The organism is Microbacterium sp. bgisy189, from assembly GCF_057707225.1.
The window spans coordinates 179,238-195,852 of record NZ_JBYIPT010000003.1 but is presented as its reverse complement, the minus strand read 5'-3'; the positions used below and the strand labels follow the sequence as shown (position 1 = coordinate 195,852).

Sequence of the window (16,615 nt, the reverse complement as noted above, 5' to 3'; positions counted from 1 at the left end):
TGGGTTCCTTCAGGGGGTGGTCTGTGTCGGCTGCTCGCCTGTCACGATCCGTGGATCGAGGGCGACGATTGCGACAGGTGAGCGGCGGGGGTGGGGGTGAGGGTCGTGTCGGCCAGCGTTGCGAGGCGGGCGCGGATGCGCGTGATGGATGCCGCGAACGCGGGAGCTTCGGGACGGTTCAGGTGCCCGTGCTGGGTACCGGGCTCGAGTTCGACCTCGACGTCGACACCTGCTGCGGCCAGCGACGCGGCGAACGCCTCGCCCGAGACGCGCAGCTCGTCGACGTCGCCGTTGATGACGTACGTGCGGGGGAACCCTTCGAGCTCGGCCGTCGAGGCGAGCCCGGGGATGGCGTAGACGTCGGCGCCGACCACCGGTCCGCCGAGGTAGTTCTCGTACATGCCGAGCACCGCCGCCGGGCCGAATCGATCGGCTTCGGGGTCGGCATCCAGCGCCGCGCGCAGGTCGGGCGACGGGGTCGCCTGCACCGCGTGCAACGTCGGGTAGGCGAGGATCACGAGGTCGGGGAGCGTTTCGGTCCCACCGTTGCGAGCACCGTGCAGCAGGCACAGCGCGGCACCGGCGGCGAGGTTACCACCGGCCGACGTGCCGCCCAGGGCGAGCGAGCGGATGCCGAGGTCATCCGCGTTCGCGACCGTCCACTGCCACGCCGCGACGAGGTCGTCGGACGCCGCCGGGTAGTGCACGCCGTCGTGCTGCGGCACGCCTGCAGCCGCCGCCCACGCGGCCGGGGTCGGTGCGAGCCGGTAGTCGACGCTCACGACGGTCGTGCCCGATGCCGCGAGCGCGCGGGCCACGGCATCCGATTCGGCCATGTCGAGGTCGCCGCCGGCGAACCCGCCGCCGTGCGCCCATACGAGCCCCGTGCCGTCCGGTTCGCCCGCCGGGTACACGCGCACGAGCCCGTCGGCCGCGGCATACGGCTGCGCGACGGACGTCATTTCAGGCGCCCCAGCCGGCCTGGGTGCCGCCCACGCGGTCGGCTTCGAGCTGCTGTTGGTGGCCCGATGCCGCGTAGGCGGCCATCGGGTCTTCGGGCAGGCCGCGCGAGGCGCGCCACTCGGCAAGGGCGGGGCGCACGTCGGTGTAGAAGGCATCCATGAACACGGCCTGCGCGCCGAGCACGTCGTTCGCCGACTGCGCGGCGGCGAGGGCGTCACGGTCGACGAGCAGAGCGCGTGCCGTCATCTCCTGCACGTTGAGCACCGAGCGGATCTGGCCCGGGATCTTCGCCTCGATGTTGTGGCACTGGTCGAGCATGAACGCCACGTCGGGGTTGTTCAGTCCGCCGCCGCGGACGACCTCGAACAGGATGCGGAACAGCTGGAACGGGTCGGCGGCGCCCACGATCAAGTCGTCGTCGGCGTAGAAGCGCGAGTTGAAGTCGAACGATCCGAGCTTTCCGAGGCGCAGCAGCTGCATCACGATGAACTCGATGTTCGTGCCGGGGGCGTGGTGCCCGGTGTCGAGGCACACCATCGCGCGGTCGCCGAGGGTCGCCACCTGTGCGTACGAGGTGCCCCAGTCGGGAACGTCGGTGTGGTAGAACGACGGCTCGAAGAACTTGTACTCGAGCACGAGGCGCTGGTCGCCGGTCAGACGCGCGTAGATCTCGCGGAGCGAGTCGTTGAGGCGGTCCTGACGGGCGCGCATGTCGGTCTGGCCCGGGTAGTTCGATCCCTCGGCGAGCCAGATCTTCAGGTCGCGGGAGCCCGTGGCATCCATCACGTCGACGCACTCGAGGTGGTGGTCGATGGCCTTGCGGCGGATGCGGTCGTCTTCGTGCGTGAGGGCGCCGAACTTGTAGTCCTCGTCCTGGAAGGTGTTCGAGTTGATCGTGCCGAGCTTCACGCCGAGGTCTTCGGCGTGACGGCGCAGGTCGTCGTACGAGTCGACCTTGTCCCACGGAATGTGCAGCGCCACCGACGGGGCGAGACCGGTCAGCTCGTGGACCTTCGCGGCATCGGCGATCTTCTCGAACGGGTCGCGCGGGGTGCCCTCGGTCGTCCACACGCGGAAGCGCGTGCCCGAGTTGCCGAAAGCCCAACTGGGCAGCTCGATGCCCTGCCCGGCGAGCTGGTCTTGGATCTGGGGGGAGAGGATGCTCACGATGCGTCGCTTTCAGGGGTGGTGGTCGGGCCGGCGGCGCTGGATGCCGCCAGTTGGTCGTACAGGTTGAAGACTTCGGTGAGGGGGGTGGCGGCCTGGTCGGGGCGGCCTTCGAGGCCGACGAAGAAGCGGGCCATCTCGGCCTCCCAGCGGGCGGCGACGTCGGACGCGGCCAGGTAGCGCTGGGCGGCCTCGTCGTCGTCGGTCTCGTAGTAGCCGATGAGCCGGCCGCCGTCGCCGAGGAACAGCGAGTAGTTGCGACGCCCGGCCGCGGCGATCTCGGCGAGCATCTCGGGCCAGACCGGGGAGTGACGGGCGATGTACTCGTCGAGCAGGTCGGGGTGGATCTGCAGCTGGAAGCAGACGCGGGTGGTCATGTCGCACTCCTTCGTGGGACCGATCGCGGGTTCGAGGGGATCGTTCAAGGGGCCATCTGTTCAACGATTCAATGAATCGTTTCAAACTTTAGACCCTCCGATAGGCTCGCGTCAACAACCAACAAGGGGGACCGATGGCGGTCAGCGTTCGAGACGTCGCACAGGCGGCATCCGTCTCGGTGGGCACGGTCTCGAACGTGCTCAACCACCCCGACAAGGTCGCCCCGGCCACCGTCGAGCGCGTGCAGGCGGCGATCGCCGAACTCGGTTTCGTGCGCAACGACGCCGCCCGTCAACTGCGCGCCGGACGCAGCCGCAGCCTCGGACTGGTCGTGCTCGACGTCGGCAACCCGTTCTTCGCCGAGGTCGCCCGCGGTGCCGAAGAACGCGCGGCCGCGCAGGGCATCTCGGTGCTGCTCGGCAACAGCGACCAGGACGCCGATCGCGAGCAGGCCTACCTCGACCTGTTCCGCGAGCAGCGCGTCAATGGCGTGCTCCTCACGCCCAACCAGCTCGACCCCGACCGCATCCAGCGACTCCGCGCCGCCGGCGTGCCCGTCGTGCTCGTCGACGCCGAAGACGGGCAGACCCCGTCGGTGTCGGTCGACGACGTCGAGGGCGGCTATCTTGCCGTCTCGCACCTGCTCTCCCTCGGGCGGCGGCGCATCGCTTACGTCGCGGGCCCGCTGTCGATCCGGCAGGTCGCCGACCGTCTGGATGGTGCCCGCCGCGCCGTCTCAGAATTCTCAGACGCGACGCTCGAAGTGCTCGAATCGACGGCGCTCGACGTGCTGCAGGGGCGCGAAGCCGGCGAAGCGCTCGCACGACGGGATGCCGCAGACCGACCCGACGGCGTCTTCTGCGCCAACGATCTGCTCGCCGTCGGTGCGCTGCAGGGCCTGTCGATCCTGTCGAGTGTGCGCGTGCCCGACGACATCGCGCTCATCGGTTACGACGACATCGCGTTCGCCGCCGCCACCGTCGTGCCGCTCAGCTCGATCCGCCAGCCCGCGCGCGAGATCGGCTCGACCGCCGTCGAACTGCTCTTCGAGACCCTCGACGCCCCGGATGCTCCCGCCCGGCAGGTGCACTTCCGTCCCGAGCTCGTCGTCCGCGCCAGCACCGCGGGCTGACGCGAGCAGGTCTGGCTAGGACGCCGCGCACGGCTCCCCGGCAACGTGGTCGATCGAGTACTCGGTGATGATGTAACTCTCGCCATCCCAGTCGATGACGAATTGGCCGAGCTGTACGCCGTCGTCGCTCACGGCGGGCACGACCACGAGGCTGGTCGGGGATGCGTTCGCCTCTACCCGGGGCAGCGAGTTCAAGGCGGCTTCGATCGTCAGGATCACATCTTCCGGCGTTGAGCGCTCGTCGGCAGGTCCGGGCGATTCGCGGAGACGCTCGTGTCCGCGAAGCATTCCCTCCAGCACCTCACGCCGTGACGCTTCACCGCCACCAGGTTCCCACGTCATGAACGCGAACGTGCCGCATTCGGCTGCATCGGATGTGCTGCCTGTCGGGGTCGCCGGAGAGGAGGGAGATGCGCAACCCGTCAGAGCGGCGACCACCAGCGTGGCGGCGAGGGTGAGCCGAACTGCTTGTCGATCACCCATCACAGCAGGGTACGACGCCGAGTCGAGCAGGAACAGTCGGGTTCAGTACGATGCGGGCATGACGAACAGTGTGCAGGTGGATGCCGACCTCAAGCCGATCCGGACCCTGCGGAAGCTGACGATCGCCGCCTGGATCATCGAGGGACTGTGCGTGCTCGGGGCCGTCCTCATCATGCTGATGAACGGGCACATCGGGGGTCTGGCCGTCGCGGGAACCTTCCTGCCCGTCGCGTTCATCGTCACAGCGATCAACGAGCACGCGAAGGTGAATGCCGCGATCGCCGGCCGGACGCGAGTGGTGGAGCCGCAGCTCGACGAGCGGTAGGTGGCGCCGCCTGTCGAGCAGGGCGCCCCCTTGCGCGCGCGGTGAACACGTGATTACCGTGGTGAACATGAGTTCACCATGGGGAGGGACGCGGCGACACCGGGCGACCGAGGCCGATCTGACGACGCGGGCGCGCATCCGGCGAGCGGCGATCGCGCGGTTCGGGCGCGACGGGTTCGACGCGAACCTGCGGGCGATCGCGGCGGATGCCGGGGTGACCGCGCCCGCGATCATCAAGATCTTCGGATCCAAGGACGGCCTGCACGCCGCGTGCGACGCGCACGTGTTCGAGATCATCCGCGAGAACAAGAGCGCCGTCGTCGGCGGCGCCAATCCGCCCGGCGCGCTGCTCACACAGATGGCCCGCGCCGCCGAGTACCGGCCCATGATCCTGTACGTGCTGCGCTCGTTCCAGGCCGGCGGCGACACCGCCCGCGCGTTCGTCGACCACATGACCGACGACGCCCTGGCCTATATGGCCGAAGGCGTCGCATCCGGCCTGATCGTCCCCAGTCGCGACGAACGGAACCGCATCCGGTTCCTCGTCGGTGCGACGCTCGGCAACCTGCTGCTCGAAGTGCTCTACGCTCCCGACTCCGACGCCGTCGACAGCGAAGCGTTCTGGGATGCCGCGCTGCAGCGCCTCGGCCTCGCGGGCCTCGAGCTGTACACCGAGGGTCTGCTCACCGACCACTCGATGCTCGACAAGTACCTGCAGTACATCTCCGATCCGCCGATGGATGCCGCCGCCACCGCATCCACCACCGACTGAAGGAGAACACCATGTCCACCGCACCCACCACCCGCCGCGCCGCTCGCACCGGCACCGATGCGCCCGCCATCGAGATCGCAGGGCTCCGCAAACACTTCGGCTCCGTCGTCGCGCTCGACGGCCTCGACCTCGTCGTCGACCGCGGCGAAGTCCACGGCTTCCTCGGCCCGAACGGCGCCGGCAAGTCCACCACGATCCGCATCCTGCTCGGCCTGCTGCGCGCCGACGGCGGCACCGTCCGCATCTTCGGCGACGACCCGTGGACCGACGCCGTGGCGCTGCACCGGCGCCTCGCCTACGTGCCCGGCGACGTCGAACTGTGGCCGAACCTCACCGGCGGCGAGGCGATCGACCTGCTCGGTCGGCTGCGCGGCGGCATCGACCGCGCCCGCCGCGACGAGCTCGTCGACCGGTTCGACCTCGATCCGCGCAAGAAGGGCCGCACCTACTCGAAGGGCAACCGGCAGAAGGTCGCGCTCATCGCCGCGCTCGCCAGCGACGTCGACCTGCTGCTGCTCGACGAGCCGACCGCCGGGCTCGACCCGCTCATGGAGGCCGTGTTCCAGGCCTGCATCCGCGAAGCGGTGGATGCCGGGCGCACCGTGCTGCTGTCGAGCCACATCCTCGCGCAGGTCGAGGTGCTCGCCGACCGCATCTCGATCATCCGGCAGGGCGTCGTGGTCGAAACCGGGAGTCTGCGGGAGATGCGTCACCTCACCCGCACGAGCTTCACGGTGCTCACCGACCGTCCCGCCGACGCGCTGGCGAACCTGCCGGGCGTGCACGACGTGCGCAGCGAGGGCGACCAGGTGCGGTTCGAGGTCGACGGCGAGGCGCTGCCCGCCGTCGTGCGCGACCTCGCAGCGCTCGGCGTCTCAGGCCTGACGGCGACCCCGCCGACCCTCGAGCAGCTGCTGCTGCGCCACTACGGCGATGAGCTCGCCGAGCACCGCGCCAGTGCGGCGTTGGACGGTGCGGCGCTGGACGGTGCGCGATGACCGCCGTCGACACCCGGGTACGGCGGAGCGCTCAGCCCGCGGCATCCCGCCCCGGCGGTGCACTCACCGGCTACGGCAACATGCTGCGGTTCATGCTGCGGCGCGACCGCATCCGGTTCCCGTCGTGGACGCTCGGCCTCACGATGCTGCTGGCGTACTTCTCCACCGTGCTGCCGATCGTCTTTCCCGAGGCCTCCGACCTCGAGGCGTTCGCGGTGCTCAGCAGCAACCCGGCCGCGGCGCTGCTCATGGGTCCCGGCTTCGCGGGCTACGACCTGTCGCTCGGGCTGTTCTTGGCGGGCACCTACGGCCTGTACCTCATGATCGGCGCCGCGATCATGAGCATCCTCACGATCGCCCGTCACACCCGCGTCGAAGAGCAGTCGGGCCGCGCCGAACTCGTGCGGGCGAGCGTCGTCGGCCGCCACGCGCCCCTGAGCGCCGCGCTCACCGTCGCCGCACTCATGAACATCGTCATCGCGGTGCTCATGGGGGCGATGCTGGTCGGTCTCGGCTTCGACCCGGCAGGGTCGTTCGCGCTCGGCGCCGCCGTGGGCGCTGCGGGGCTCGCGTTCGCCGGCATCACCGCGGCCTGCGTGCAGCTCACGGCGTTCTCGCGCACCGCATCGAGCATCGCGGGTGTGGTGCTCGGCGCTGCATTCGTCGTCCGCGGGCTCGGCGACATGGCGCAGGCGCAAGACACCGACGCCGCATGGCTGTCGTGGCTGAGCCCGCTCGGCTGGTCGCAGAAGGTCGTGCCGTTCGGCGCGGACGACTGGATGCCGCTGCTGCTGTCGATCGCGTGCTTCGTCGTGTTCGCGGTCATCGGCTTCGCGCTCGCGGACCGCCGGGACCTGGCCGCCGGGCTCGTGCCGCCGCGCCGCGGGTCGCCGCATGCAGCTGCCTGGTTGGCATCTTCGTTTGCGCTCGCGTTCCGGTTGCAGCGCGCCGCGATCATCGGGTGGACGGCATCCATGCTCGCGATGGGGCTCGTGTACGGGTCGTTCACGCAGGCGATGATCGACGGGTTCTCCGACGCGCCACCAGCCGTGCTCGCGCTGTTCGGCGGCGAGGACGACATGCTCACCGGCTACCTCGGCATGATGGGGCTGCTGATCGGCATGATCACGGCGATCTTCGCGATCCTGTCGGTGCAAGGTCTGCGCTCGGAGGAGGACGACGGCCGCAGCGAACCCGTGCTCGCCGCGGCCGTGTCGCGGCCGGGGTGGCTCGGATCGTGGCTCGGCGTCGCAGCCCTCGGCATCGTCGTCCTGCTGCTGGCGGGCGGCTTTGGTGAGGCGCTCGGCGTGGTGCTGTCGACCGGCAGCGGCGACCTGTTCTGGCAGGTGGTGTGGGGGCACACGGTGCACGCGCCCGCGGCGTGGGTGGTGCTCGCCGTCGCAGGTCTGCTCTACGGCGCCGCGCCGCGCTGGCTCGGGCTCGCGTGGATCCTGTTCGGGTTCTCGTTCTTCATGGGCTTCTTCGGGCAGATGCTCGACGTGCCCGAGTGGGTCGAGAACCTGTCGCCGTTCGCGCACATCGGCCGGTACCCCGGAGGGGAGGTGTCGGCTGTCGCGATCGTCGTGCTCACCGGCATCGCCGCGGTCATCGCCGCCCTCGCCCTCGTCGCGTACCGGCGCCGCGACCTGCGCGGCGGGGCCTGAGTCAGCGCGTGGCGCGGGGAGTGTCCGGCAGCCGGATCGGCGTGGTCTGCGCGATCTGGTCGCTGAACTCTTCGGGTGCCGCCACCGCGATCGGCCGCGTCTCGTCGAGCGAGAGGCGGAACCGGCGCGACTGGTGGCGGTGCAGCCGCCCCGACACGATGAGCCACGTGAGGCCGACCGCGAAGGCCAGGAACGCCGAGCCCGCGCCGAGCAGGATCGCCGCGCGCGGCCCGAAGGCATCCGCGACCCAGCCGACGATCGGTGCGCCGATCGGCGTGCCGCCCAGCAGGATCGCCATGTACAGCGCGAGCACGCGACCGCGCAGCGGCGGGTCGGTCGTCGTCTGCACGTAGCCGTTGGCGGTCGTGAGCGTTGTGACCACCGCGAAGCCCGTGAACATGAGCGTGAGCGCGTACAGCCAGTAGCTCGGCATGAACGCCGAGACGAGGGCCGCGGCGCCGAACATGCCGGTGCCCACGATCACCATGCGGATGCGGGCGCGATCGCGGCGGGCGGCCATCAGGGCGCCGGCGAGCGAACCGACCGCGAGGATCGAGCTCAGCAGGCCGTAGCCGTCGGCCTCCTGGCCGAACTCCAGCGCCATCGTCGAGGCGAAGATCGGAAAGTTCATGCCGAAGGCGCCGAGGAGGAACACCATGACGAAGGTCACGACGAGGTCGGAGCGGCCGGCGACGTAGCGGAAGCCGTCGGCCAGGCGTGATGCGCCCGTTGCCTTCGCGCGGGGGATGAGCTCGTCGGTGCGGATGAGCCCGAGCGCCACGATCATCGCGAGGAAGGTGATCGCGTTCAGCAGGAACACCCAACCCGTGCCGACCGCGACGATCACGAGGCCCGCGACGGCGGGGCCGATCATGCGGGCGCCGTTGAACGACGCGGCGTTGAGCGCGACGGCGTTCGACGCGAAGTCACGCGCGACGAGGTCGCTGACGAAGGCCTGCCGGGCCGGATTGTCGAACGCGGCGATCACGCCGAGTACGAGCGCGAACGTGTACATGAGCGGCAGCGTCATGACGCCCGCGAGCAGCAGCACCCCGATCGCGGCGCCCAGCAGCAGCAGCGCCGACTGGGTCACCATGAGCAGCTTGCGTCGTTCGAAACGGTCGGCGACCCAGCCCGTGACGCCGACGAGCAGCAGCGGCGGCGCGAACTGCAGCGCCATCGTGATGCCCATCGCGCCCGCGTCGTTGTCGGTCAGCTCGGTCAGCACCACCCAGCTGAGCGCGGTCGCCTGCATCCAGGCACCGACGTTGGAGACGAGCGCGCCGATGAACCAGACGCGGTAGTTGAACGACGCGAACGAGCGGAACATGTTCTTCATCGGGCGGCCACCCCCGTCATGATCTCGGCGGCGGATGCCAAGGTCGCCCGCTGCTCGTCGGTGAGTTCTGCCAGCGCGTGTTCGAGCCAGGAGTCCCGGCGGCGCACCGTTTCTTCGACGACGTCGCGGCCGGCATCCGTGAGGTCGATGTTGACCTTGCGGCGGTCGTCTTCGTCGGGGGTGCGAGAGAGGTAGCCGCTCTCTTCGAGGCAGTTGACCGTGCGGTTCATCGACGGCGCGGAGACGCGCTCCCGATCGGCGAGTTCGCCCAGGGTGTGGGGGCCGTGGATCTTGAGCGCGGCGAGCACGGCGAACTGGCCGTCGCTCATCGTGTCGACCGCGCGCTGCGAGCGCAGGCGGCGGGCCAGGCGGAAGGTGGCCATGCGCAGGTCGGCGGCAGCGCGCGCGTCGTCGGTGGGGGAGAGCGGTGTTGCGGGGGAGGATGCGGCGGTCTTCATGCGAATACTTAGCATAGCTCATTAGTCATGCTAAAGAAAGCGGCGGCCTTAGACTCAGCGCATGCCCTCGACCCCCGACAGCGCAGTCACCGCCGGCGAGCACAGCTACATCGACGCCCACGGCATCGAGATCGTCTACGACGTCTACCCCGCGCAGGGCACCCCGCGCGGCGCGGTGCAGCTGCTGCACGGCGTCGGCGAGCACGCCGGCCGCTACGCCGCCCTCGGCGAGGCCCTCAGCGCCGCCGGATTCCACGTCTACGCCGACGACCACCGCGGCCACGGCCGCACCGGCATGGGACAGCACGACGACGACGCCACCCGACTCGGACGACTCGGGCCCGGCGGCATCCCCGCCACCCTCGAGGCCTGCTGGCAGTTCACGCGGCTCATCAGGCAGCAGCATCCAGACCTTCCGCTCGTGCTCATCGGGCACTCGTGGGGATCCTTCCTGTCGCAGATGCTGCTCAACGACCACCCCGACGCCTACGACGCCGTCGTGCTCTCCGGCTCTGCGCTGCGCTGGCCCGGGTCTCTCAACGCAGGCGACCTCAACGCCCGTTGGAAGGCACCCGACGCCATGGGCACCGAATGGCTGGCGAGCGACCTCGAGGTCGGGCGCGCGTTCCTCGACGACCCGCTCACGACCTCGACCCCGCTGCTGCAGCTGTTCGGGCCGATCGACGCCGCGCGCCTCTACGGCCGCCCGCGCAAAGACCTCGGCCGCGACGTGCCGGTGCTGCTCATGGTCGGCCGCGACGACTCCGTCGGCGGACCCCGCAGCGTACACAAGCTCGCCGCCGCCTACCGCGACCGCTCGCGGCTGACCGATGTGACCACGTACGTCTACCCCGACATCCGCCACGAGATCTTCAACGACGTCTCGCAGGCCGAAGTGCGGGCAGACCTGCTCGCGTGGCTCGATGCCCGCATCCCCTCACGCCCCTGAAGCCTAGGCTGGAACCATGCACGGTGAGTACAAGGTTCCGGGCGGAAAGCTCGTCGTTGTCGACCTCGAAGAACGCGACGGCAAGATCGCCGAATTCCACCTCGCGGGTGACTTCTTTCTCGAGCCCGACGACGCCCTCCTCGACATCGACGCCGCCGTCAACGGGATGCCGGTGACCTCCGACGTCGCCGCGATCGCCGCAGCCGTCCGCGGCGCGCTGCCCGAAGGCGCACAACTGCTCGGCTTCACGCCCGAGTCGGTCGGCACCGCCGTGCGCCGCGCACTCGTCACCGCCCCCGGCTGGAGCGACTTCGAGTGGGAGGTGCTGCACGAGAAGGCCGTCTCGCCGCGCATGAACCTCGCGCTCGACGAAGTGCTCACCACCCGCGTCGGCGACGGCCGCCGCAAGCCGACACTGCGCATCTGGGAATGGGACGAGTCCGCCGTCGTCATCGGCTCGTTCCAGTCGTATCGCAACGAGGTCGACCCCGACGGTGCCGCCCGGCATGGCTTCGACGTCGTGCGCCGCATTTCGGGCGGCGGCGCCATGCTCATGGCCGCCGGCTCGATCGTCACCTACTCGCTCTACGTGCCGGGCTCACTGGTCGCCGGCATGACCTTCGCGGACTCGTACGCGTTCCTCGATGACTGGGTGCTGCAGGCGCTGCGCTCGCTCGGCATCGACGCCGTCTACCAGCCGCTCAACGACATCGCCTCCGCCCACGGCAAGATCGGCGGCGCCGCACAGAAGCGGCTCGCGAACGGCGGCATCCTGCATCACGCCACCCTCAGCTACGACATGGACGGTCAGGTCATGACCGAGGTGCTGCGCATCGGCCGCGAGAAGCTCAGCGACAAGGGCACCACCTCTGCCGCAAAGCGGGTCGACCCACTGCGCAGTCAGACGGGCCTGCCCCGCGAGCAGATCATCGAACGGTTCATCGAGACCTTCTCGACCCTCTACGGCGCTGAACCCGGCACCATCAGCGACGACGAGTACGCCGAGGCCCAGGCCCTCGTCGACGCGAAGTTCTCCACCGACGCGTGGCTGCACCGGGTTCCGTGACCGGGCAGGTTTCGCCCGTCCCGCCCGCGCCGGCGAGTGTTGAGATCCACCAGGGCGACAACCTCGAGATCGCCCGCACGCTGCCCGCCGGCTGCGCGACCCTCGTCTACCTCGACCCGCCGTTCAACACCGGTCGCCCGCAGGGTCGTGCCATCGAGTCCGCCGTCCGAACTCCTGAGTTTCTGTCACGGGAGGCGTCCGAAGCGGCGGTTTCGGGTGGTCCGGTGCAAGAACTCAGGAGTTCGGCACCGTCGGATCGGGCGCGCCCCGTGAAGGGCGGGTTCCGCGGCACGGCGTACGCCCGCACGCGCGGTGCGCTGCGCACCTACGACGACCGGTTCGACGACTACTGGGACTTCCTCGAGCCGCGGCTGCGCGAGGCGTGGCGGCTGCTCGCCGACGACGGCACGCTGTACCTGCACCTCGACTACCGAGAGGCGCACTACGCGAAGGTGATGCTGGATGCCGTGTTCGGCCGCGACTGCTTTCTCAACGAACTGATCTGGGCGTACGACTACGGCGCCAAATCACGCAGCCGCTGGCCCACGAAGCACGACACGATCCTCGTGTACGTGAAAGATCCCAAGGGGTATTGGTTCGACAGCGACGCCGTCGACCGCGAGCCGTACATGGCGCCCGGTCTCGTGACGCCCGAGAAGGCGGCGCGCGGCAAGCTGCCGACCGACGTGTGGTGGCACACGATCGTGCCGACCTCGGGGCGCGAGAAGACCGGCTACCCGACCCAGAAACCCGAGGGCATCCTGCGGCGCATCGTGCAGGCATCCTCGCGCCCGGGTGACCTCGTCGTCGATCTGTTCGCCGGCAGCGGCACCACCGGCGCGGTGGCCTCGGCGCTCGGGCGTCGCAGCATCCTCGTCGACCACAGCTCCGAGGCGATCGCGGTCATGCGGCAGCGGATGCCGCACGCGACGCCGGCGTGACTGCGCGCGCCGCATCGCGCCGATCCGCGACGCGGCGGGCGAGCAGGTTGTAGACCGTCAGCACCGGCCGGAACGGCCCGAGTTCGAGCGGGCGGAAGTCGGCCGTCGGCGCGAGCCGCGCCCACAGGTGCGGTTCCGACGCCCGCAAGTACCCGCGTGCGCGGCGCGCGTGGTGGGTGTCGGAGGCGATGCGGATGCTGCGGGCGTCGCGCAGCCACGGCATTGACAGCGCGAGGTTCTCGCGCGTGGTCGTGGCGCGGGTCTCGCGGGCGATGCGGTCGGGGGTGAGTCCCAGCCGTTCACCGTACGCGGCCATGACGACCGCCTCGGGAATCTCGCCGCGCACGGCGCCCCCGGTGAAGACGTAGAGCGGATCGGCCGGTGCCGAGCGGCGGGCGATGCGGGTGCGCCACCGCTGCAGCAGCCCCGCCCGGCCGTCGCGGCGCGACGGGTACCCGAGCACGAGCACGACGTCGTCGCCGGGCCCGTCCACCCGCTGCGCCGGATAGTCGGCGCGCGCCGTGCACCACGCATCCACCTCCGCCCACACGACGACCGCCGCAACCAGCCCCGCCAGCACGCGAAACTTCACAAATGTCACGGTTTCGCGCCCAGAACGTGACATTCGTGACGTCTCGCGGCGACCGCTCACGAGCGCAGGAAGGCGAGGAGTGCTTCGTTGACCTCGGCGGCGTGGGTCCACAGCAGGCCGTGCGGGGCGCCTTCGATCTCGACGTAGACGGCGTCGGGGAGGAGGTCTTTGAACTTTCGCGCCGTCTTGTCGATCGGCAGGATGTTGTCGGCCGTGCCGTGCACGATGAGCGCCGGCACGGTGATCTCGGGGATGTCGGCGCGGAAGTCGGTCGGCCAGGTGAGCGGCGCCGCTGCGATCGCGATGTTGCCGGCGTGGTTCGCGACGGCGACGCTCGCGTCGACCGCCTCCTGCGAGATGCGCTCGCCGAGCAGGTCGTCGAGGTTGTAGAAGTCGCGGAAGAAGCCCGTCAAGAACGCGTAGCGGTCATCGCGGACGGCGGCGGCGGTGCCGTCGAAGAAGGCCTGGTCGCCCGCGCCGTCAGGGTTGTCGTCGGTGATGAGCAGGAACGGCTCGAGCGAGCCGAGGAACGCGGCCTTCGCGATGCGCGCCGAGCCGTACCGGGAGAGGTAGCGGGCGATCTCGCCGGTGCCCATCGAGAAGCCGACGAGCACCGCGTCGGTCACATCGAGCTCTTCGAGCAGTGCGTGCAGGTCGGCTGCGAACGTGTCGTAGTCGTACCCCGACCCGGCCTTCGTCGAGGCCCCGAACCCGCGGCGGTCGTACGCGATGACGCGATAGCCGGCATCCAGCAGGGCCGCCTGCTGCTTGCCCCACGACTCGCCGTTCAGCGGGAACCCGTGGATGAGCACGACCGGCTGCCCCGATCCCTGATCGGTGTAGAAGAGGTCGATGTCGACCGAGTTCTCGGTCGCGACGGTCACGTATGCCACGGGATGCTCCTTTCGGGCGCACGGCCGGTTTGCCGGTGCCGCACTCGACGTTACGGCGACGGCGCGGCCGCTTCCAGGACTTGACAGTGCCGTCATCGGATGTTCACGCCGGCACGCGGCGCAAACGGAGCTCCGCCGGCGCTCTCAGTCGCGGCCGGCGCCCGCCGACGGGGCGACGGTGAACAGGTGCGGGGCGGAGTAACCGGCCTCGTCGAACGCGTTCTCGACGGCGACCGAGACCTCGGTCACGGCGTCGCGCTCGACGAGCGCGATCGCCGCGCCGCCGAACCCGCCGCCGGTCATGCGGGCGCCGATCGCACCCGCGGCGCGCGCAGTCTCAACGGCGAGGTCGAGTTCGGGCACCGAGATCTCGAAGTCGTCGCGCATCGAGGTGTGCGAGGCATCCAGCAGGCCGCCGATCGCCCGCGGGCCTTGCTCGCGCAGCGTGCGCACGGCATCGAGCACGCGCTGGTTCTCGGTGACGACGTGCTTGACGCGGCGGAAGGTGACGTCGTCCATCAGCTCGGCGGCGCGCGCCAGGTCATCGACCGAGAGATCGCGCAGCGCGGGCACGCCCATGAGCTCGGCGCCCCGCTCGCACGCGGCACGGCGCTCGCCGTAGCCGCCGGTGGCGTGCGAGTGCTTGACGCGCGTGTCCATGACCAGCAGCTCGAGTCCCGCGGCGGCGAAGCCGAGGTCTGTGACGACGGCATCCAACGATCGGCAGTCGAGGAAGATGCCGGCATCCGCACGGCCGAGCATCGACGCCATCTGGTCCATGATTCCGGTCGGGGCGCCCACGGCCTCGTTCTCGGCGCGGCGCCCGGCCTGCGCGAGCGCGACGCGGTCGAGCTCAAGCCCCCACGTGTCGTTCAGCGCCGACGCGGTCGCGCCCTCGATCGCCGCCGACGACGACAGCCCCGCGCCCACCGGCACGTCGGAGGCGAACGCGAGGTCGACGCCCGTGACGGATGCCGGATCGGTGCCGGTCGCCTGCAGCAGCGCCCACGCGACACCCAGCGGATAGCGGGCCCACTCGACGATCTCGTCGCGGCGGGCCGGGAACAGCGCGTCGAGGTCGGCGAGGGCGACCTCGACCGGCTCGACGTCGAACGTCGAGACGACGCGGATGCGGCCGTCCTCACGTTCGCCGAGCGCGACGTGCGTGCGGTGCGGCGTCGCGAACGGGAACACGAACCCGTCGTTGTAATCGGTGTGCTCGCCGATGAGGTTCACGCGCCCCGGCGCCGACCAGGCGCCCGCGGCTGCGGCACCGGTGAGCGAGACGAACAGATCGGATGCGGCGGATGCTGCACTCACAGCGTGACTCCTTCGATGGCTGCGCGGATCCGCTCAGCGGCGGTCTCGGGCGGAACGTCGCCGATCCAGGCGCCCATGGCCGCCTCGGATCCGGCGAGGAACTTCAGCTTGTCGGCCGCGCGGCGCGGGCTCGTCAGCTGCAGATTCAGACGCACACTGTCGCGGCCGACGTGCACGGGTGCCTGATGCCACGCGGCGATGTACGGCGTGGGGGTGTCGTAGAGGGCATCCACGCCGCGCAGCAGCCGCAGGTAGAGGGGCGCGAGCTCGTCGCGCTCGGCATCCGTCAGCCCCGCGAAATCGGGCACGTGGCGGTGGGGGAGCAGGTGCACCTCGATCGGCCAGCGAGCGGCGAACGGCACGAACGCGGTCCAGTGCTCGCCCTGGAGCACGACACGGGGGCCGTTCTGCTCGAACTCGAGGATGCGCTGGAACAGGTCGGGGCCCGTGCGGTCGACCGAGTCGAGCAGTCGCTGCGTGCGCGGCGTGACGTAGGGGTAGGCGTAGATCTGCCCGTGCGGGTGGTGCAGGGTCACGCCGATCGCCTCGCCGCGGTTCTCGAACGGAAACACCTGCTCGATCCCGGGCAGTGCCGACAGCGCCGCGGTGCGGTCGGCCCACGCCTCGATGACGGTGCGGGCACGCGTGACCGACTGGGTGCCGAAGGAGCCGGCGTGCTCGGGTGAGAAGCACACGACCTCGCAGCGGCCGACGCTCGTGCGGGTGCGTCCGAGGCCGAGGTGCGCGAGGTCGTCGAGGCCGCGCGGCGCGTCGCTCGCGGCGGGGTGGATGCCGTCGGCTTCGGCGAGGGCCGGGCCGAACGACGGCGACTTGTTCTCGAAGACCGCGACGTCGTACAGCGACGGGATCTCGGACGGGTTCGTCGGGGTCTGCGGGGCGAGCGGGTCGAGCTCGGCAGGCGGCAGGAACGCGCGGTTCTGCCGCGCCGCGGCGACCGAGACCCAGTCGCCGGTGAGCACGTCCTGCCGCATCGTCGCGGTGGCGGGGCGGGGGTCGAGCGTGCGGGCATCGACGCCGCGCTCGGCACCGAGCGTCGTGTTCGGGTCGTCGAAGTAGATGAGCTCGCGGCCGTCGGCCAGCCGCGTGGGGCGCTTGACGACGCCGGCGCCGAGGGTGACGGCCGTTGGGGCTGCGGCATCCGTCGCGGGCGTCGC

The 16,615-nt window shown here is 70.5% G+C and carries 18 protein-coding genes; 8 read left to right on the top strand and 10 right to left on the bottom strand.

Translation table 11 applies throughout. The annotated features are described in order from the left end of the window. Positions 1-41: 41 nt before the first annotated feature. Genes AC3ENX_RS06220 through AC3ENX_RS06210 form a run of 3 tightly spaced genes read right to left on the bottom strand, consistent with a single transcriptional unit; the run spans position 42 to position 2,507 of the window. The gene (locus AC3ENX_RS06220; RefSeq protein ID WP_434810987.1) at positions 42-962 is read right to left on the bottom strand and encodes an alpha/beta hydrolase fold domain-containing protein; all 921 of its coding nucleotides are present in this window, start codon (positions 960-962) and stop codon (positions 42-44) included. A gap of 1 nt (position 963) precedes the next feature. Beyond that, positions 964-2,130: an L-rhamnose isomerase gene (rhaI, locus tag AC3ENX_RS06215; RefSeq protein ID WP_434810986.1), complete on the bottom strand. Its 1,167-nt coding sequence runs from the start codon at positions 2,128-2,130 to the stop codon at positions 964-966. Further along, the gene (locus AC3ENX_RS06210; RefSeq protein ID WP_434810985.1) at positions 2,127-2,507 is read right to left on the bottom strand and encodes an L-rhamnose mutarotase; all 381 of its coding nucleotides are present in this window, start codon (positions 2,505-2,507) and stop codon (positions 2,127-2,129) included. The genes rhaI and AC3ENX_RS06210 overlap by 4 nt, the downstream gene beginning before the upstream one ends. Before the next feature lie 134 nt (positions 2,508-2,641). On the opposite strand from AC3ENX_RS06210, the gene AC3ENX_RS06205 reads away from it, so the two are divergent. Then, the gene (locus tag AC3ENX_RS06205; RefSeq protein WP_434810984.1) at positions 2,642-3,640 is read left to right on the top strand and encodes a LacI family DNA-binding transcriptional regulator; all 999 of its coding nucleotides are present in this window, start codon (positions 2,642-2,644) and stop codon (positions 3,638-3,640) included. A gap of 15 nt (positions 3,641-3,655) precedes the next feature. On the opposite strand, the gene AC3ENX_RS06200 is transcribed toward AC3ENX_RS06205, so the two are convergent. Further along, positions 3,656-3,982 (bottom strand): hypothetical protein, encoded by a 327-nt coding sequence (locus AC3ENX_RS06200; protein WP_434810983.1) that lies wholly within the window; start codon positions 3,980-3,982, stop codon positions 3,656-3,658. 199 nt (positions 3,983-4,181) lie between these two features. Between AC3ENX_RS06200 and AC3ENX_RS06195 the strand changes: the two genes are divergently transcribed. From AC3ENX_RS06195 to AC3ENX_RS06180, 4 genes are all read left to right on the top strand, one after another. Next, positions 4,182-4,448 (top strand): hypothetical protein, encoded by a 267-nt coding sequence (locus AC3ENX_RS06195; protein WP_434810982.1) that lies wholly within the window; start codon positions 4,182-4,184, stop codon positions 4,446-4,448. Positions 4,449-4,515: 67 nt separating this feature from the next. Then, positions 4,516-5,220, top strand: a complete 705-nt coding sequence (locus AC3ENX_RS06190) for a TetR/AcrR family transcriptional regulator (protein WP_434810981.1) — start codon at positions 4,516-4,518, stop codon at positions 5,218-5,220. Positions 5,221-5,231: 11 nt separating this feature from the next. Beyond that, the gene (locus tag AC3ENX_RS06185; RefSeq protein ID WP_434810980.1) at positions 5,232-6,218 is read left to right on the top strand and encodes an ABC transporter ATP-binding protein; all 987 of its coding nucleotides are present in this window, start codon (positions 5,232-5,234) and stop codon (positions 6,216-6,218) included. Then, the gene (locus AC3ENX_RS06180) at positions 6,215-7,882 is read left to right on the top strand and encodes an ABC transporter permease (RefSeq protein WP_434810979.1); all 1,668 of its coding nucleotides are present in this window, start codon (positions 6,215-6,217) and stop codon (positions 7,880-7,882) included. Before AC3ENX_RS06185 ends, AC3ENX_RS06180 begins: the two co-directional genes overlap by 4 nt. Position 7,883: 1 nt before the next feature. Here the strand turns inward: AC3ENX_RS06180 and AC3ENX_RS06175 are convergent, their stop codons facing one another. Together AC3ENX_RS06175 and AC3ENX_RS06170 are read right to left on the bottom strand one after the other, a co-directional pair. Continuing rightward, positions 7,884-9,212 carry an MFS transporter gene (locus AC3ENX_RS06175; protein WP_434811144.1) on the bottom strand — a complete coding sequence of 443 codons (1,329 nt, stop codon included), beginning with the start codon at positions 9,210-9,212 and terminating at the stop codon, positions 7,884-7,886. A 5-nt stretch (positions 9,213-9,217) separates the two neighbouring features. Next, positions 9,218-9,679, bottom strand: coding sequence for a MarR family winged helix-turn-helix transcriptional regulator (locus AC3ENX_RS06170; RefSeq protein WP_434810978.1), 462 nt, complete (start codon positions 9,677-9,679; stop codon positions 9,218-9,220). A gap of 61 nt (positions 9,680-9,740) precedes the next feature. Here AC3ENX_RS06170 and AC3ENX_RS06165 point away from each other — a divergent pair, with 61 nt between their 5' ends. Genes AC3ENX_RS06165 through AC3ENX_RS06155 form a run of 3 tightly spaced genes read left to right on the top strand, consistent with a single transcriptional unit; the run spans position 9,741 to position 12,635 of the window. Then, positions 9,741-10,628: an alpha/beta hydrolase gene (locus AC3ENX_RS06165; RefSeq protein ID WP_434810977.1), complete on the top strand. Its 888-nt coding sequence runs from the start codon at positions 9,741-9,743 to the stop codon at positions 10,626-10,628. 16 nt (positions 10,629-10,644) lie between these two features. After that, a complete protein-coding gene (lplAB, locus tag AC3ENX_RS06160; RefSeq protein WP_434810976.1) occupies positions 10,645-11,694 on the top strand; it encodes a lipoate-protein ligase LplAB in 1,050 nt (349 codons plus the stop codon). Then, the gene (locus AC3ENX_RS06155; RefSeq protein WP_434810975.1) at positions 11,691-12,635 is read left to right on the top strand and encodes a DNA-methyltransferase; all 945 of its coding nucleotides are present in this window, start codon (positions 11,691-11,693) and stop codon (positions 12,633-12,635) included. Before lplAB ends, AC3ENX_RS06155 begins: the two co-directional genes overlap by 4 nt. Here the strand turns inward: AC3ENX_RS06155 and AC3ENX_RS06150 are convergent. The 4 genes from AC3ENX_RS06150 to galT all read right to left on the bottom strand — a co-directional run bounded on the left by AC3ENX_RS06150 (position 12,598) and on the right by galT (position 16,540). Further along, a complete protein-coding gene (locus tag AC3ENX_RS06150) occupies positions 12,598-13,236 on the bottom strand; it encodes a YdcF family protein (RefSeq protein WP_434810974.1) in 639 nt (212 codons plus the stop codon). The two genes, AC3ENX_RS06155 and AC3ENX_RS06150, sit on opposite strands and share 38 nt — an antisense overlap. 47 nt (positions 13,237-13,283) lie before the next feature. Next, positions 13,284-14,120: an alpha/beta fold hydrolase gene (locus AC3ENX_RS06145; protein WP_434810973.1), complete on the bottom strand. Its 837-nt coding sequence runs from the start codon at positions 14,118-14,120 to the stop codon at positions 13,284-13,286. Positions 14,121-14,264: 144 nt separating this feature from the next. Next, positions 14,265-15,440: a galactokinase gene (gene galK, locus AC3ENX_RS06140; protein ID WP_434810971.1), complete on the bottom strand. Its 1,176-nt coding sequence runs from the start codon at positions 15,438-15,440 to the stop codon at positions 14,265-14,267. After that, positions 15,437-16,540, bottom strand: a complete 1,104-nt coding sequence (galT, locus tag AC3ENX_RS06135; protein ID WP_434811143.1) for a galactose-1-phosphate uridylyltransferase — start codon at positions 16,538-16,540, stop codon at positions 15,437-15,439. The genes galK and galT overlap by 4 nt, the downstream gene beginning before the upstream one ends. Positions 16,541-16,615: the final 75 nt, after the last annotated feature.

What these genes read in the sequence shown, in the direction of transcription:
- AC3ENX_RS06220 (WP_434810987.1), bottom strand. Translation starts at nt 962, where the DNA reads ATGACGTCCGTCGCGCAGCCGTATGCCGCGGCCGACGGGCTCGTGCGC.
- AC3ENX_RS06210 (WP_434810985.1), bottom strand. Translation starts at nt 2,507, where the DNA reads ATGACCACCCGCGTCTGCTTCCAGCTGCAGATCCACCCCGACCTGCTC.
- AC3ENX_RS06205 (WP_434810984.1), top strand. Translation starts at nt 2,642, where the DNA reads ATGGCGGTCAGCGTTCGAGACGTCGCACAGGCGGCATCCGTCTCGGTG.
- AC3ENX_RS06200 (WP_434810983.1), bottom strand. Translation starts at nt 3,982, where the DNA reads ATGACGTGGGAACCTGGTGGCGGTGAAGCGTCACGGCGTGAGGTGCTG.
- AC3ENX_RS06195 (WP_434810982.1), top strand. Translation starts at nt 4,182, where the DNA reads ATGACGAACAGTGTGCAGGTGGATGCCGACCTCAAGCCGATCCGGACC.
- AC3ENX_RS06190 (WP_434810981.1), top strand. Translation starts at nt 4,516, where the DNA reads ATGAGTTCACCATGGGGAGGGACGCGGCGACACCGGGCGACCGAGGCC.
- AC3ENX_RS06185 (WP_434810980.1), top strand. Translation starts at nt 5,232, where the DNA reads ATGTCCACCGCACCCACCACCCGCCGCGCCGCTCGCACCGGCACCGAT.
- AC3ENX_RS06180 (WP_434810979.1), top strand. Translation starts at nt 6,215, where the DNA reads ATGACCGCCGTCGACACCCGGGTACGGCGGAGCGCTCAGCCCGCGGCA.
- AC3ENX_RS06175 (WP_434811144.1), bottom strand. Translation starts at nt 9,212, where the DNA reads ATGTTCCGCTCGTTCGCGTCGTTCAACTACCGCGTCTGGTTCATCGGC.
- AC3ENX_RS06170 (WP_434810978.1), bottom strand. Translation starts at nt 9,679, where the DNA reads ATGAAGACCGCCGCATCCTCCCCCGCAACACCGCTCTCCCCCACCGAC.
- AC3ENX_RS06165 (WP_434810977.1), top strand. Translation starts at nt 9,741, where the DNA reads ATGCCCTCGACCCCCGACAGCGCAGTCACCGCCGGCGAGCACAGCTAC.
- lplAB (WP_434810976.1), top strand. Translation starts at nt 10,645, where the DNA reads ATGCACGGTGAGTACAAGGTTCCGGGCGGAAAGCTCGTCGTTGTCGAC.